Consider the following 15,154-nt stretch of genomic DNA (forward strand, 5'->3'; position numbering starts at 1 on the left):
CGGGCGATCGGGTGTATCGTGGTGGATACCACCTGCGGCTCCGTGCTCAATGTCTGGAAGCGCGTCGAGAGTTATGCCCGCGACGGATTCACCTCTGTCATTCACGGCAAGCACTATCACGAAGAGACGCGGGCGACGGCGAGTCAGGTGAAGCGCTATCCGGGCGGCAAGTACCTGACGGTCTACGACATGGCCGAGGCTCGGCTCGTCTGCGATCACATCGAGCACGGCGGCAGCACCGATTCGCTGGTCGCGGCACTGGGCCACGCCGCATCCGATGGATTCGATTTCGATCGTGATCTGGTGCGTGTCGGAGTCGCCAACCAGACGACAATGCTCTCCGGTGAGTCGCTGGCGATCGCGGGAGAATTCCGGAAGTCGCTGGCACAACGGTACGGGGACGACCATGTCCAGGAACACTTTCGAGCCTTTGATACCATCTGTTCGGCGACACAGGAGCGGCAGGACGCCGTGGTGAAGATGCTCGCCGAGCCGGTGGACGTGATGCTCGTCGTGGGCGGGTACAACTCGTCGAACACCTGTGCGCTGGCCGCGCTCGCGGAGCGCCACGGCGTGCGGACGTACCATATCGAGGATGCCGGGAATATTCACGCCGATGACCGGTCGATCCGGTATCAACCGGTGGGATCGAAGCAAGAGGTCGTTGAAGAGGACTGGCTTCGGAACGCCGCTGTGATCGGCGTGACCGCAGGTGCATCTACCCCCAACAACAAGATTGGCGAGACGGTCGCACGGGTGTGCGACACCGCCGGCGTATCCATGGACAAATAAGGGGCCAGTTGTACTCAAATCGGTATTGTCTTGAGGCGTGGTTGTATAAACTAGGCAATAGCCTAGTTTATAATAATGTCAAAGAACGCTGTGACTGGCTGGCTCCATAATCCGCTCGCTGCGGCCTTGGGTACTCAGGCAAAGATCGCCGTTCTCAGGATTCTCTGGCGGGCGAGCGTCCCAGTGCCGTTTCGGGAAGTGGTCCGGCGTTCGGGGATGGCATACGGGAGCATCGATCTCGCGCTGAATGATTTGCTCGAAATCGGCCTCGTTGAGGAAGTGGCGGGGGGGAGGGAGCGCCGGGTCTTTCTGCGCACGTCGCATCGGCTGGCTCCGACGCTGATGCAACTTCTCCAGGCCGACGGCGATTTCTACGCTGCCTTTCGGGCCGAGTTGCGTGCGGCCTTCCGTCACTCCGATCTGACGACAGTGGTCAGTGCCGCGCTCGTGGGCGGCGTGGCGCGACGGGAGGAACGGATCGGAGATCGCATCGACCTCGTGGTCATCGGATCGGACCGTACGGGCCTGGAACTGCTCCGCCCGCGCCTCGAGCAGAGCGCCAGCTCGATGTGCAATACGTTCGGTGTGGCGCTGCACGTGATTGCGTACGACGTCGAGACGGCGCGGGCGATGTGGCGAACGCGGACCCCGGCAGCCGAGCGCAATGTCGAGGGGGCGGAGTTGATCGCCGGGGCTCCGCTGGCGGAGATTCTCGGCGGGTAGCGGCGGCGCGCCCTAGGCCGCCGCGCTTGCCAGGAGCATCTGGGCAACGGCGGCGATCGTCAGCGGCGAGCATCCCTCGGTGCGGTTGTTCACGATCACGTACGCGGGAATGCGAAGGTTGATCGCCGTGTGTGCCACGGCGACCAGGTCGTTGCGGAGCTCCGGAATGACGTCACGAATGCGATCGTACGGCGCAAATGCATCAATGGCTGCGTCGAAGGTCCGTCCCGGCTTGAGGAGCGCGCGGACGACGATGAACGGCGCAGTCATCGCATCGGGGAGGAGGAACTGCTCGCCGATCGACGGCATCCGGGTCCATGAATTGAATACATGGGCCACGCCGTGGTCGCGGAGCACGGCGAAGTACTCCGGGACGAGGAACTCGGCATTGCGGACCTCCACCGCGTACGGCACGTCGCTCGGCAGCTGTGCGAAGAAGGTGTCGAGTGCCGCGGCGAACTCGCTCCCACCCACGCCGCTGCTTCGCGCAATCGCCTGGAATTCGAAGACCAGCGGTCCGATGTGGTCGTCGAAGTGCTGTCGCATCGGATCGAGTACGTCGCGAACGAACAGTTCGGCATTGAGCCAGTCGGGGTTACGCTCGCCGTGCCGCGCCGATCGCGGGGTCGCGAAGGTGTGCGCCGTGATCTGGTTCCAGACCTTGCTGACGCATCGAAAACCGGGCGGGAGCGCCGCGCTGTAGGCGTCCAGCGTTGCCGGCGTGGGCGGGGCATAGAAGGATGAATCGATCCCGACGGTCCGGAAGAGCGGCCATCGAGCGTATTCCTCGAGTTGGCGAGCCCCCGCTCCGGTGGCGGGATACTTCCGATGGTAGATCAGCCCGCTCCATCCGGGGTACGTCCACGACGACGTCCCGAAGAGGATTTCGGGCGGCAACGTCGTCGCGAGGGCTCGAATCTCATCGCTGGAAGGGGGAGAAGTGCCGTCGAGTGGTACGTCGGCGTGCATCGGCGATCGATCTCCGCGATGGGGGAGGTCCTGCATGATAACTTCACACTGCTGCTTCACTCGGAATCGGACCGACCGTGCACGGAACCTTCGCAGTCTGGGCGAAGATGGTGACCGCGATTCGACGCTCGCCGGGTGATCTGTTCCGGATCATCAGGGTCGTGATCGCGGCCGGTCTGGTCTGCCCTGCAATGGTTGTCGCGCAGGGGAACGACAGCGTCGCCAGCGCAACGCTGAGCGATTCGGGTGTCGTGGTGCGGTTTCCGCGCTTCATGTCGCCCGACTCGATCACCCGGGAAATGCCGGTTGCCGACCTCTTCTCGGGCTATGAGTGGCGCGTCGCGCTGCTGGGTCACGATGCCGCGCTGCTGACGGCGCTCGTGGTGCCGCCGAACGACAGCCTGCTGATCCACCGGTTCGGTTCGATCAAGGAGGTCTACATGGCCGGGGACCTTCGCAGCTGCCAGCGAACCAACGATCTGGTGATTTCGTGCAGCCGGCTGGCGAGGGGCCTGGTCCGCGACGTCGACGGATCGATCGAAATTGCCATCATCGACAGTCGCTGGCTCCTGATGGCGATGCAGCTCGACCACCCTGCTGTGCGCCTGGTCGTCAAGCGGGCGAGACAGATCCTGTGGTCGGCCGACGTCCCGCTGGTCAATCACATGCCGTAACGGGGTCGGGAGCTTCGCCATCCGCCTGTCGTGGCTCAGCAGGTCAGGGCGTCGCGGACCGAACGAAATGAAAGTTGTACTGCAGCTGCACGTCATCGACGACGCTCACCACGATCATCAACCTCGGTTGTTCCATGCCGAACTCCTCGAACTTGATGTGCGTTGACGCGGTGCCGGTGTACTCATTGCCGTTCGCGGTCATCGTCACATCCCAGGTGCTTGGTCTCGTCACGCCGTGGATGGTGAGATCACCGACCAGATGAAGCGACAAAGTGCCCGACATCGGAAGGGTCGCGGGTAGCCCGGGAAGATCGCGCACGACAATCACGGCTTTCGGAAACGAATCGGTGCGCAAGGTGTGACTCTTGATCCACCGATCGCGATTTTCCTTGTCGGTAACCAGTGTGCTCAGATCGACGGTGATGCGTGACTGTGCGGGGTCCACCTTCCCGGATGGAAGGACGGTGATTCCTCCGGTGATTGCGTGGGTCGTTCCGACGGCGTTGCTGGGAGACTGGACCGTCATCAATTGTTCGCGGACCGTAAAGCTGGCCTCGTTACCGGACGGCGCGAGCACAAACCGCTGCGCCGCCGGCACCAGCGACGCGGGCGGCGTCGATCGCGTCCGAGGCGACCGGGCGCGGGCCTGGCCATTTGCGGTCGCGCAAACTCCCAACGTCATCATCAGCGTAAGCAGTGCCCTGCCGGTCATTCTGGCCTCTCCTCGATCGTCCGACTGCGGTATGATAGCCTTATACGTCGACTGGTTCATTCAGGTTCTTGCTCACAGGCAATTGTCTTCGAGGGATCGATGCTTGCCGTAACTCATCCAGCGCCGGATGTCACCGAGATCGTGACGCGCCCCGATCCGGTGCCGGGTCCGAACGACGTCGCGGTGTCGGTACATGCCTCGGGGTTGAATCGTGCCGACCTGCTGCAGCGTGCCGGACGCTACCCCGCACCTCCCGGGTGGCCCGCTGATATCCCCGGGCTTGAGTACGCCGGCACGATCGACGCGATTGGCTCGCAGGTGCGGCGCTGGTCAATTGGTGATCGCGTCATGGGACTGGTTGGCGGCGGCGGTCATGCGCAGCGCCTCACTGTGCATGAGGACGAGGCAATCACGATTCCGGATGGGATGTCGTTCACCGACGCCGCCGCGATTCCCGAGGCGTTCCTGACGGCGTGGGACGCGATGGTGATGCGGGGACGGGCCGTGGCAGGCGATCGAGTGCTGGTGCACGCGATCGGCAGCGGTGTGGGAACGGCAGCGGCGCAACTGGGGCGGGCGCTGGCAATCACCATCATCGGCACCAGCCGCACGCCGGAGAAGTTGCAGAGGTGTGCCGAGCTCGGGATGGCGCACGGGATCCTGACCAGTGAACCGGAATGGACCGACCGCGTCGGCGGACTGGTGCAGGTCGTCGTCGATACGCTCGGCGCCCAGGCGTTCGAGGCGAACCTGTCGTTGCTCGAGCCGCAGGGCCGCCTGGTGCTGCTCGGCACCATGACCGGAGCCAAGGCGCCGAGTGCCGACCTCGGGATGATTCTTCGGCGGCGGCTGGAAGTGATCGGAACGGCGATGCGTGTCCGCGACCGGCCGGAACGGATCGAACTGGCCGCACGATTCTCCAGTAACATTCTGCCGATGTTCAGCGATGGTACGCTGCGGCCGGTGATCGACCGGGTGGTACCGATGCGCGAGATCGAAGCGGCATACCGGGCCCTCGCCGCCAATGAGACGTTCGGGAAGATCGTGCTCCGCTGGTAGCCCCTGACGCTTTGACAGCCGCATCGCTATTTCTATGGCGCGCGCCGCTCGGTGCGCGCCACCACATCATCCCTCGGAGAGCTCTTCGTGTTCACTGCTCGAATGAAGGGGCGCGTCGTTGCGCTATCGGCAGGGCTTGGGCTTGCGTCGATCACGGCGGCGCATGGCCAGCAAGTGAACAAGTACGGCAATCCATTCAAGCACCCCGCCAAGCCGACCACAGCAGCGATCACGGCCGAAGAGCTGCGCACCCGGCTGTACATCTTTTCCGACGATTCGATGCGCGGCCGGCAGGTGGCGCACCTCGGCAACTACAAGGGGACTTCGTACATCGCGTCGGAACTGAAACGCTTCGGCGTCGAACCGGGCGGTGACAACGGGAGCTACTTCCAGCGCCTGCCGTATGTCATGCGGCACTTCACCAACGCATCTCTGACGGTGAACGGCGCTGCGCTCACACCCAACACGGATTTCGTCGCAGTGCCCGGCGCGACTGCGCCGAGGGCGATCGCAAACGTCGCGGTGATCTACGGCGGAGTCGAAGGAGATACGGCGCGGGAGATCACGCCGGCACAGGCGGCGGGGAAGTTCGTCATCATGTCGCCTGGTGATGCGGGAGCGGGCGGCGGGTCCAACCGCGGCGGCGGCAACGGTGGCGCGGGTGCGATTGCGGCGCTACCCGCAGCATGCACGGCGCCGGCTGGCGGGCGCGGGGGGCGCGGCGGAGCCGCCGGCGGCGGTCGTGGTGGAGCGGGCGGTGCAGGGGCCGTGCGATTCCCGGATGCAGCTGGGATCGCCATCGTCGACCTGTCGCCCATGATCATCCGTCAGTGCGTCACTGATCCCGCAGCAACGGCAGCGGGTGGTGGCCGCGGTGGCGCCGGCGATCCAACGCTCCTTGCGGCCGCCGCTGTCGCGACGCCGAACCCGGCATTCAAGGGAGTGGCCGGAGATCTCGTCGTCACCAACGGCAATTCGATCGCGATTGTGCGCAACGGAGCCCTCGTCGCCGGAACGCTTCCGAGCGGAACGACGGCGGCGATGGTTGTCGCCAGGCATCAAGCCGATTCGGCGACGTCAGCCGACTCGGCGAGGACCGCGGTAGACCGCACTGATACACTGCGTGCCGCCGCGCGCAGCGCACTCGAAGCGAATCAGTTCATGGCGAACGCGAGCTTCCGCGGCACAGTCACGCGACTCGACAGCACGCAAGTGCTGGCTCTCGGCTGCGCCGCGGTTGGTGGAGGCCGGGGTGCGGGCGCGGGTGGTCGTGGAGGCGGGCGCGGTGCCGGTGGGCGCGGTGCGGGCGCTGCGGTGGAGACGGGCCCGCCGGCGGCGGAATTTCACATCAGCCGTGCCGCGGCCGCGAAGCTGCTTGGCGCCGACATCGGCGGCGCGCAGCCCGGCGCCACCGGTGGTATGGTCACGGCCCGTCTCGGCTGGGTGCAGGAGCCGAGTGACTGGGCGCGGAACGTGGTCGGGATCGTCCGGGGGAGTGATCCGAAGCTTGCGGGTGAATTCGTGGCAATCGGCGCGCACAACGACCACAACGGCATTCGCGGGATGGAAGATCACGATTCGGCCAAGGCGTATCGTGACGCGCGCATCAAGCTCGAGATGCAGGTCGTGAAGGGCGACCTTCGCTCGCTGACCGAGGCACAGTCGGCGACGATCCATGTGAACATGGATTCGATCCGCAAGCTCTTCCCCACGCCGCGTCTGGACTCGATCCAGAACGGCGCCGATGACGACGGGTCGGGCTCGATGGGTGTGCTCGAGATCGCCGAAGCGGTGGCACTGATGCCGGTCAAGCCGAAGCGATCGATCATCTTCGTGTGGCATACCGGTGAGGAAGCCGGATTGCTCGGATCGACGTACTTCACCGCGAATCCCACCGTGCCGATTGATTCAATCGTGACGCAGATCAACATCGACATGATCGGCCGCGGCCGAGCGGAGGACATGGTTGGCGGCGGTCCGACGTACGTCGGCGCGGTGGGGTCGAAGCGCCTGTCGGCCGATCTCAATCACGAGATGCTTGCAGTAAACGCCGCGGAGCCTGCGGCGAAGAGGCTGCGCATCGACTATCGGTTCGACGATCCGACGTTGGGTCTCAGCGTCGATGGCAGGCCGGTTTCCTGGCCCGGCTACAACAACATCTATGGCCGAAGCGATCACGCAAACTACGCCAACAAGTGCATTCCGATCGTCTTCTTCTTCACCGGCCTGCATGGCGACTATCACCAGAACACCGACGAGCCGCAGTACATCGATTACCCGCACTACGCGCTGATCGACAGCTACATCCGCGACCTGCTGGTCGATGTGGCCAATCGTCCGGTACGACCAGCGCTCGACAAGGTGTGCAGTCGCAGATAGGGGTGGTGTAGGTCGCGGCGCACGCGCCGCGAAGCGCCCCGGGAGCTGATCGCCACACTTGGCGACTGAGCCCGGGGCGTTCTACGTCTGTGCCGACGACATGCGAGCGGTCTGATCACGCACCGCCGTCCAGAGATCGAGCTGGTCCGGCGGACGCCGGGTTCGCGAGAAGTTCCGCTTTTCGCGACTTCCTTCTTCGGGAACGATGCCCAGTTCGGTTTGCAGGTCGACGAGCCGCCGATGCAGCGCGTCGGCGTACGACCGCGCGACCCAGTGTCGATCGCCGTAGTGACGTTGATAGCGAGCGGCGAGGTCGGGGCGCTCGCGGAGGAGCCACGGAATGAGCGTGGCACGGGTCGCCGGCCCCATCCTGAGCGGTGACCCCGCGACCCACGCGGCGCCGGCGTCCTTCGCGGCAACGATCAGCGCGCGGAGTGCCGCGCGATCATCGGTGATCCCTGGAAGGATGGGTGCGATCAGCAATCCCACGCGAACGCCCGCGGCGACGAGCGTCCGCATGGCGCGCAACCGTGCGTGCGGCGCTGGTGTGCGAGGTTCGAGGCGGCGAAGGAGCGGCGCATCGATCGAACCGAGCGACAGCGATACCGTGACCTTGTGACGTTCGGAGAGTTGCGCGAGGAGCGCGGCGTCGCGGGCGATCAGCGGTGACTTGGTGATCACGCCGAGACGAAGATCGTGGTACTGGAGCAGCACTTCGAGGAGCGATCGGGTGATGCGGAAGATGCGTTCGGCAGGTTGATAGGGGTCGGTGGCAGTGCCGATCACGAGCGGATCGCCCCTCAAGCGCGATGGGTGTAGTGTCGTGGCGAGGAGCGCTGCGGCGTTCTGCTTCACGAGGATTCGTCGTTCGAACGCCGTGGCGGGGGGAAGTGCGGAGATTTCCCGGACTACCTCGGCAGCGTCATCGCGCTGCGTCGCACGCTCGACCGTCCATCGGTGGGTGTCGCGGGCGTAGCAATAGGCGCAACCGAACTCGCATCCGATGTAGGGGTTCACCGAGGCGAAGATCATCTGCGTCGCGGCTGACGCGTTGACGATCGATTTCGCCTCGATCCCGATGAAGCTGGTGCCCCGCTGGCGGCGATCGAGCTCCGGCCAGATCGTCATCCGCAGCGAGCCCATCCACATGCGGGACGGGAAACGCAGCCCGACGTGTGCGCGAGTGCGGAGCCGCAATCGGGACAGTTTGCCGCGACCGGCACTTTCGGTACCGATTCGGTCGATATCACGTTAGAACTGATGCGAATGTTGGACTCATGCGGCGTTTCCATATACCGGTGTCTCCTGCTCGCGCCGCAACATAACCGAATAAATGCCGAACAAAAGTGAGGCGCAATCTGGGGGACTCACAGGAGGGTCAGGCACTGGGAGTCCCTGTCCCAGCCAAATAGATGTAAGTCCAAGTCAGCATTGTGTTTCAGTCTGTACGCGCTTCTCATTTCTTCGGAGATTTGTTAGCTTCTGCCGCACCGCAAAGCTGTCGGGATGCTGACACGAACGATGGCTCTGCGAATTCCCCCTGTCACATCCTGCTGCTTTTCGGAAGGCACATCGATGCGTCGTCTTTGTCGGCTCCTTCTGCTCCTCCTGGTTCCCGCTACGCTGCACGCGCAGGGCACGCTCCGCGGCACCGTCGTCAACCACGTCAGCGGCTCGGCCGTCACCGGGGCGAGAGTCACGACCGATGGCACCACCAATGCCGCCGTGACCGATGATGCCGGGCAATTCACGTTGGTGGTCCGCCAGAACCGCCGAGATATCACGGTGACGGCCGTGGGATATCTGCCGAAGTCGGTATCGGTATCGGGATCGACCGAGTCGATTCGCATCGAACTCACGCCGACGCCGGTGGAATTGCAGGGGCTCGAGGCGACGGCGACCAAGGCCAAGGCATCTCCGTCGACGGTGACTCGGCACGACCTCAACCGCTTCAACGGTATCGATCTCGTCGACGCGATCAACACGGTGCCAGGCGTCTTCATGCAGTCGCGGACGCCGTTCGGCGGAATGCACATCGACATCCGCGGCTACTATCCGAGCGTGAGCGGCAACTCGCCGAATTCGAACGGAATGGGCGCCGATGTCTTCCTCAACGGCATTCCGATCACCGACGCGAGCGGGAACACGGTAATGGACGATGTCGACTTCTCGTCGCTCGGCAATGTGCAGATCATCAAGGGCCCCGCCTCAAGCCTCTATGGCGGTGCCATCGGCGGGACGGTGCTGCTGACGACGGTCCGTCCGACTCCGGGTCAGACCACCGCCAGCGAGAACTTCCTCGGCGGCGGGACAGGGTTGATCCGCTCGAACACCAACCTGCAGGGCTCCGACGGAACCTCGGATTACATGCTCAACTACGGCTACCAGAACGACGATTCCTGGCGGCCGCACAGCCAGTCGCAGAAGAACTACGCGCGCGCCTCGGGGGACTACCAGATTTCGTCGAACTCGACGCTGAGGGGATTCTTCTCATACAACAGGTCATATGAGGAACTGGCTGGCGAGATCGACAGCACCGATTTCTACGCGGCGAAGCCGGTCAGCGACGCGAACTACCTCGCCAACAATTCCCATATCCAGCTCACCAGCGTCCTCTCCGGGATCACCGACGACCAGCGGATCAGCGCGCACTTCACCAATTCGACGTCGGTGTTCGGCAGCTCGCGCTTCGCGAATCAGCCGTTCGCGCACGGATTCACCGACGTGACGCAATTCAACTTCGGAGTGCGGTCGGCATTCGGATATACCGGCCGGGCGGGGAACGTCGGGATCAGCGGGAGCCTTGGCGTGATGGCGCAGCGGTCGAACGTGACGAGCAACGGCGTCTTCATCACGCCGGCGCCGCCATTCACGGAGCGGCCGAGCGCTTCGGAGAACTATGCCGTCAATTCGTACGAGTTCACCGAATGGACCTTCGCATTCCAGCACGCGTTCAGCGTGACCGCCGGCGGTTCGCTGATCAAGAATTCATTCAGCATCCAGAACCTGCTCAAGAACAATCAGCTGTTCGACACGACGGTGGTCCGGACCAATTCGTTCGCGACGGTCTTCGCCCCTCGCGTCGAGGTGGCCAAGGGGATCGGGGCGAACCGACTGATCTACGCCAGTGTGAGTACCGGCTACACCCCGCCGCTGCTGACCAACGCGATTTCGACCGACGGCACCGTCGACACGCTTCTCAAGCCAGAGCGCGCGGTGCAGTACGAGGTCGGCTTCCAGGGAGACATCGCTCCGCACCTCAACAGCCAGATCGCGTTGTTCGATCTCGACAACAAGGACAAGCTGACGTCGCAGACGATCAACTCGATCACGTCGCCGATCAACGTCGGCGAGCAACGGAACGAGGGTGCCGAGGTCTCGCTCAGCTGGGCAGCGATTTCCGATCCGGCGAAGCAGCTCTCGCTGGTGCGGCCATGGGTGTCGTACACCTACACGAACGCCAAGTACATCTCGTTCAAGAGTGACAACAACAACACCGCCAATACCGTCGATTTTTCGGGGAACTACGTCGCGCGCGTGCCGAAGAACCGATACGCGATCGGGCTCGATGCCGCGACGAAGAGCGGCTTCACGCTTGACGGGACGTATCAGTTCGTCGATCGCGTGCCGGTGACCTACGACAACTCCACCTGGGTGCACTCCTACAACCTGTTGAGTGCCAGGCTTGGCTACCAGGCGAAGCTGAACACTCTCTGGCAGCTCAATCTCGCCGTCGGCGGCGACAACCTCACGGGGAGCACCTACTACACCTTCCTGTTCGTGGGGCCGAATTACAAGGGACTGGCGCAAAGTCAGGACGGAGGGACCGGCGACGGCTACATCCTTCCGGGAAATCCGAGCGCCCGGGTCTACGCCAGCGCCGGACTGTCGTATCAGCTGAAGTAACGTTCGTCGGTTCCCTGTCGAGCCCGTCTCCGCGCACTGGCGGGGGCGGGCTCGTGCATCACGATCGTCGCTGCCAAAACGCGTTACCTTCGAAGCAGGATGGACATCTATCAGCTGGCGCTGATCATCGGCGCGGTGGGTCTTTGCGTGATGGCGTTCTCCGGACTCGGGCGGCACGGTGGCGGAGCGCGCGGTCACGGCGGTGGGCATGCCAGTCACGGCGGCCACGCCGGGCAGGGACACGTGACAGCAGGGCATGCTTACGGATCGGTGATCGGTGGCGCGTCGCGCATCGGGCTGTGGATGCTGATGTCGCCGCGCTATCTCTTTGCCGCACTCCTCGGCTTCGGATTGATCGGTGTGGCGTTGCATTCATGGGTGGGCGGCACGCTGCTCCTCGTGGCAGCGATCGCAGGCGGCATCGCGATCGAGCGGCTGCTGGTGGCGCCGCTGTGGAAACTGACGATGCGATTCGCATCGAACCCCGCCACGACGATTGAATCGGCGACCTTTGCCGAGGCGACCGTCGTCTCGAATTTCGACCGCAACGGGCAGGGGATCGTGGCGGTCGAAGTGGATGGCCAGGTACGGCAGATCCTCGCGACGCTTTCCGAAGCCGATCGCGCCCGTGGCGCGCGGGTGCGCGCCGGCGAGCTGGTGCGTGTGGAGGAGGTCGATCCGGCGCGGCACCGATGCGTGGTCTCGTCGTTGTAGGATGTTCACTCTTTTCGATTCGGAGCAGGAGAGATGAATTCGGGGCTGCTGATTCTGGTGGGCGGGGTGGTCTTCGTCGTCGTCGTGATTCCGATGGTCGTCGCGGGTTTCCTGCGCAATGTCGAAGCGGGAACGATCCGGATGGTCAGCTGGCTCCAGGGCGGCACGGTGATCTATCGAGGGCCGGGGAAATCGAAGGAGATTCCGCTCCTCACCACGGGCACGACGATCTCGAGCAAGGTGATCAACGTCGACCTCGACATCACCGACCAGACCGCCGATATCGATGACACGGGGACGCCGCGGCCGATCAAGGTCCGGGTCCTCGCCAGCGCGATCGTCTCGGTCGGCGACAGCGACGTCCTGATTCGCACGGCGGCGAACCGGTTTTTCTCGAAGAGCGACGCCGATCAGCTCAGCACGCTGACCGACCTGCTCTCGAGTTCGGGGCGCCGCGCGATCAATCTGCTCACGCACGACCAGCTTTTCTCGGCGAAGGCAACGCCGAGTGCGTCGCGTGCACTGCTCCCGCCGCCTGCGGGAGTCGAGCCGCTGCCGGTCAAGATCCAGCCAGCGGTTATCGTGTCGACCGAACCGACGGTGATCGAAGACGACGACGATCCGCTCGCGGTGATCATCCGCAAGGCGTGTTCGCGCGAACTGACGGATCTCGGGCTGATCTTCAATTCGCTCAACATCAAGATCGTGCAGTCGGAGGTCGCGGAGGCTCGGCGGCGGCAGTCGGCGGCAGAAGCGCAGGCGAACTCCGAAATCGTGGCGGCGATGCAGGCGCGCCGGTCGAAGGAGGCGCAGCTCGACGCCGAGCGGGCGATCTCCGACAAGCAGCGTGAACTGGAGCAAACCAAGGCGGCGAACGCGGCACTGGTTGCCGAGGCCGAAGCGAAGCGGCAGGAAGCCGCCGGGCTGCAGCGCGTCGCCGAGCTCGATGCCACGCAGATCGCCCAGGCCAAGGCCGATGCCGCGCGCGTCCGCCTCGAAGCGGAAGCCGCCGCCGATGCGGAGGCGATCAAGATCCGCAAGATCGCCGACGCGACCGCCGAGAGCATCCAGAAGGTGAACCAGGCGATCCAGGCCGGCGGCGAGAGCTACTTCCGGTACCGCCAGATCGAGATGCTGCCACAGATTGCGCCGGCGATCGCCGACGCGCTCTCCGCGGCGAAGATGGTAACAATCTCAGGCGGCGGCGGACCAGGAGCGGCCGAGACCACGACCAGCAACATCGCGAGCGTGATCCAGACGATCGTTGCCGCGCAGCTGGTTTCCAGGTCGGGGATGCTGGACGGAGGGCCGACGAAGGACGCCGATGATCGGCAGGATCAGGACAAGAAGGCGCGCTGATTTCAATCAAAAGGAGAATCTGGTGGCGACACTCATCATCCTGCGAATCGTTCATATCGGCTGCGGAGTGTTCTGGGCGGGCGGCGTCCTGTTCATGAACTTCCTGGTCGGACCGTCGCTTGCAGCGACGGGGCCCGACGGGATCCGCGTGGTGCAGGAAATGAATCGCCGGCACTACTTCGACGTCGTCCTCACGACAGGGCTGCTCACGATCCTTGCGGGCCTCGAGCTCGTGAATCGTGACTCGGCCGGCTTCACGCCGAGCTGGTTCCGATCGCCGTTCGGCAGCGGGATTGCGGCCGGGATGATCGCGGCGATCATTGCCTTCCTGATCGGCGTCATCGTCATCAAGCCGACCATGGTGCGGATGTCGAAGCTCGGTGCTGAAATGGCACAATCTCCGGCCGAAGCCCGCGGAGCGTTCATGCCCCGCATCGACGCGCTTCGGAGCCGACTCAAGGCCTCCGGCATGGTGGGCTCGATCTTCATGATCATCGCGGTGCTGGCGATGGCGACGGCGCGGTATCTCTAGCGCTCGAGGTTGAGCGGCGGTTCGGTCGGAGCGGCGAAGTCTTCTTCCGTCGGCGGGCGAAAGATCACATCCAGGGCGAGATAGAGGGTCTTGGTCCACGGAAAGAGTGCGAACGGCAGGACGATCGCCACCACCACGGCACCGATGGTGATCGCCGTCCAGTCGGGACGGGGCCACTGGAGCCAGATCGCGACGACTATGGCAACGGTTACTACAGTCAGCGTGATGCTGGTATTGACCGTGAGCGAGCCGAGCCAGTAGCCGCGCTCGGCGCGATCGAGCCGGAATCCGCAGCGCGGACAGTTCGGGGCTTCAAGAAACCAGCTGAGAAGGACCGGCCGGCGACCGCAGGCGACGCACTGGAGGAGGAGTGCCCGCCGGAGGACGACCGCCGGATTCAGGGGAGCGGCACGGTGTCGCGGACCAGGACGAGGATCGCTGCCTGGGGCACGACCAGATAATGCCGATCTTCGAAGGTGATCTCGACCGCCGCCTTGCGGAAGAAGATGGCGTGATCGCCGATCCGCGCCTGGAGCGGCCGGTGACGCGCCGGACGGTCGTCGACCTTCCACGGTTCGTTCTCGAAGGCGGTCGGATCAGGAAGCGGATCTCCGGGGCCGGTGGCGACGATCAGCCCGGTCTGCACCGCCAGATTGTCGACGGCGCTGGCGGGGAGGTAGAGCCCAACACGAGTCCGCTGCTCCTCACCGTCTTCGAGGGTGATCAGCACCCGGTCGCCGACGACGATCAGCTCCTTCGGAAACGGATCCACTCAGGCGCCGCCCTGCTGATGGATCGTCACGAGGTGGGTCACGCGGAGCTGGCGGCGCATGGTGGGAAGTTGCAGCTGCACTTCCTCGCCGACCTGCCGGTCCTTGAGGGCGCGGCCCAGCGGCGATGCCAGCGAAATGTGACCGGCATCGATGTCCATCATCTCCGCGAGGACGAGGGTGTATTCCTCTTCCTCTCCCGTCTTCACGTCCTCCACCTTGACCCGTGAACCGAGGCCAACGCGGTCGATTGGGGCCTCGGTGTTGGCGAGCTGGGTCAGCTGATTGAGCCGCTGGTGCAGCTGACCGAGGCGTGCCTGGACGAACTGCTGCCGCTCCAGCGCCGCCTTGTACTCGGAGTTTTCCCGCAGATCGCCCATTTCGACGGCGGTCGCGATCGCCTGCGGCAGGGTGACGGCGAGTTCGTGAGTGAGCTCCTCGATCTCGCGGCCGAGTTGTTCGCGCATTTCCCGGATCATGCTGCTATTCCTGGCAAGGTCCGCGGCACGGCGGCCGGAACGGACCGAGTGCTGGTGAGGACTCGAAAAACAAGGTACGGTCCATC

General features: G+C 64.3%; 15 protein-coding genes. 9 read left to right on the plus strand and 6 right to left on the minus strand.

Annotated features, from left to right (window positions below; translation table 11 throughout):
- The coding region (locus tag VGM20_10625; GenBank protein HEY4101315.1) for a 4-hydroxy-3-methylbut-2-enyl diphosphate reductase at positions 1–792 on the plus strand (792 nt) is incomplete at its 5' end.
- A gap of 75 nt (positions 793–867) precedes the next feature.
- Positions 868–1,515: a hypothetical protein gene (locus VGM20_10630; protein HEY4101316.1), complete on the plus strand. Its 648-nt coding sequence runs from the start codon at positions 868–870 to the stop codon at positions 1,513–1,515.
- Positions 1,516–1,527: 12 nt separating this feature from the next.
- On the opposite strand, the gene VGM20_10635 is transcribed toward VGM20_10630, so the two are convergent.
- Positions 1,528–2,520, minus strand: a complete 993-nt coding sequence (locus tag VGM20_10635; protein HEY4101317.1) for a DUF72 domain-containing protein — start codon at positions 2,518–2,520, stop codon at positions 1,528–1,530.
- A 41-nt stretch (positions 2,521–2,561) separates the two neighbouring features.
- On the opposite strand from VGM20_10635, the gene VGM20_10640 reads away from it, so the two are divergent.
- Positions 2,562–3,158 carry a hypothetical protein gene (locus tag VGM20_10640; protein ID HEY4101318.1) on the plus strand — a complete coding sequence of 199 codons (597 nt, stop codon included), beginning with the start codon at positions 2,562–2,564 and terminating at the stop codon, positions 3,156–3,158.
- Between the two features lie 43 nt (positions 3,159–3,201).
- Here VGM20_10640 and VGM20_10645 read toward each other — a convergent pair whose 3' ends face one another.
- Complete coding sequence (locus VGM20_10645) at positions 3,202–3,870, minus strand: YceI family protein (GenBank protein HEY4101319.1); 669 nt, start codon at positions 3,868–3,870, stop codon at positions 3,202–3,204.
- A 99-nt stretch (positions 3,871–3,969) separates the two neighbouring features.
- On the opposite strand from VGM20_10645, the gene VGM20_10650 reads away from it, so the two are divergent.
- Positions 3,970–4,929, plus strand: coding sequence for an NAD(P)H-quinone oxidoreductase (locus tag VGM20_10650; GenBank protein ID HEY4101320.1), 960 nt, complete (start codon positions 3,970–3,972; stop codon positions 4,927–4,929).
- 87 nt (positions 4,930–5,016) lie between these two features.
- A complete protein-coding gene (locus tag VGM20_10655) occupies positions 5,017–7,308 on the plus strand; it encodes a M28 family peptidase (protein ID HEY4101321.1) in 2,292 nt (763 codons plus the stop codon).
- Between the two features lie 81 nt (positions 7,309–7,389).
- Here the strand turns inward: VGM20_10655 and VGM20_10660 are convergent, their stop codons facing one another.
- Complete coding sequence (locus tag VGM20_10660) at positions 7,390–8,457, minus strand: radical SAM protein (GenBank protein HEY4101322.1); 1,068 nt, start codon at positions 8,455–8,457, stop codon at positions 7,390–7,392.
- 426 nt (positions 8,458–8,883) lie between these two features.
- Here VGM20_10660 and VGM20_10665 point away from each other — a divergent pair, with 426 nt between their 5' ends.
- From VGM20_10665 to VGM20_10680, 4 genes are all read left to right on the plus strand, one after another.
- Positions 8,884–11,214 carry a TonB-dependent receptor plug domain-containing protein gene (locus tag VGM20_10665; protein ID HEY4101323.1) on the plus strand — a complete coding sequence of 777 codons (2,331 nt, stop codon included), beginning with the start codon at positions 8,884–8,886 and terminating at the stop codon, positions 11,212–11,214.
- Between the two features lie 99 nt (positions 11,215–11,313).
- The gene (locus tag VGM20_10670; protein ID HEY4101324.1) at positions 11,314–11,928 is read left to right on the plus strand and encodes a hypothetical protein; all 615 of its coding nucleotides are present in this window, start codon (positions 11,314–11,316) and stop codon (positions 11,926–11,928) included.
- Between the two features lie 33 nt (positions 11,929–11,961).
- Entirely contained in the window at positions 11,962–13,287 is a 1,326-nt protein-coding gene (locus VGM20_10675; protein HEY4101325.1) for a hypothetical protein, read from the plus strand.
- A 22-nt stretch (positions 13,288–13,309) separates the two neighbouring features.
- Positions 13,310–13,819 (plus strand): hypothetical protein, encoded by a 510-nt coding sequence (locus tag VGM20_10680; GenBank protein HEY4101326.1) that lies wholly within the window; start codon positions 13,310–13,312, stop codon positions 13,817–13,819.
- Here the strand turns inward: VGM20_10680 and VGM20_10685 are convergent.
- Genes VGM20_10685 through VGM20_10695 form a run of 3 tightly spaced genes read right to left on the minus strand, consistent with a single transcriptional unit; the run spans position 13,816 to position 15,068 of the window.
- Entirely contained in the window at positions 13,816–14,220 is a 405-nt protein-coding gene (locus VGM20_10685) for a DUF983 domain-containing protein (protein HEY4101327.1), read from the minus strand. The genes VGM20_10680 and VGM20_10685 overlap by 4 nt on opposite strands.
- On the minus strand, positions 14,217–14,591 hold the full coding sequence (locus VGM20_10690; protein HEY4101328.1) for a co-chaperone GroES family protein: 375 nt from the start codon (positions 14,589–14,591) through the stop codon (positions 14,217–14,219). The genes VGM20_10685 and VGM20_10690 overlap by 4 nt, the downstream gene beginning before the upstream one ends.
- Positions 14,592–15,068 carry a GreA/GreB family elongation factor gene (locus tag VGM20_10695; protein HEY4101329.1) on the minus strand — a complete coding sequence of 159 codons (477 nt, stop codon included), beginning with the start codon at positions 15,066–15,068 and terminating at the stop codon, positions 14,592–14,594.
- Positions 15,069–15,154 lie beyond the last annotated feature (86 nt).

It is taken from the genome of Gemmatimonadales bacterium, assembly GCA_036500345.1.
Lineage (GTDB): Bacteria > Gemmatimonadota > Gemmatimonadetes > Gemmatimonadales > GWC2-71-9 > Palsa-1233.